The organism is Nocardia spongicola, assembly GCF_047200775.1.
Taxonomy (GTDB): domain Bacteria; phylum Actinomycetota; class Actinomycetes; order Mycobacteriales; family Mycobacteriaceae; genus Nocardia.
Genome location: NZ_JBJZOO010000068.1, coordinates 1 through 431 on the forward strand (window position 1 = coordinate 1; position 431 = coordinate 431).

Genomic DNA, 431 nt, shown 5'->3' on the forward strand with positions numbered 1-431 from the left:
TGGTGAACGCACCGATATAGGCCCCGAGGGAGGAGCCGGAGATCCGGCCCGCGATCCCGGCGTCGTCGAAGGCTTCCCACGCGGTGTGCAGCACCAGCCGCTGTTGGGGGTCCATCTCCGCAGCTTCGCGGGGGGAGATACCGAAGAAGTCCGGATCGAACGCCCACGGATCGCTGTGCAGGAACGCTGCTCGTTTGACGTACATATGCGCGGGGGTGCGTTTGTCAGGGTCGTAGAAGCGCCGCCAGTCCCAACGCTCAGGAGGAATATCCCGCACCCCGTCACGTTTGTTGGCTACGAGATCCCAGAAGGTTTCCGGGGATTCGATGCCACCGGCGTAGTGGCAGCCGATACCGACAATGGCAATATCAGACACGTTGAACTCCTGGGCCGACACATTATTATCGTGTCCACGCATTCGCGCCCGGCGA

1 protein-coding gene is annotated in these 431 nt (G+C 62.2%); it reads right to left on the reverse strand.

Going from position 1 to position 431, the window contains the following annotated elements; all coding sequences use genetic code 11:
• Positions 1 to 376: beta-ketoacyl synthase N-terminal-like domain-containing protein (locus tag ACL02S_RS24230; protein ID WP_412804802.1), on the reverse strand; the 376-nt coding region annotated here is incomplete at its 3' end.
• Positions 377 to 431 lie beyond the last annotated feature (55 nt).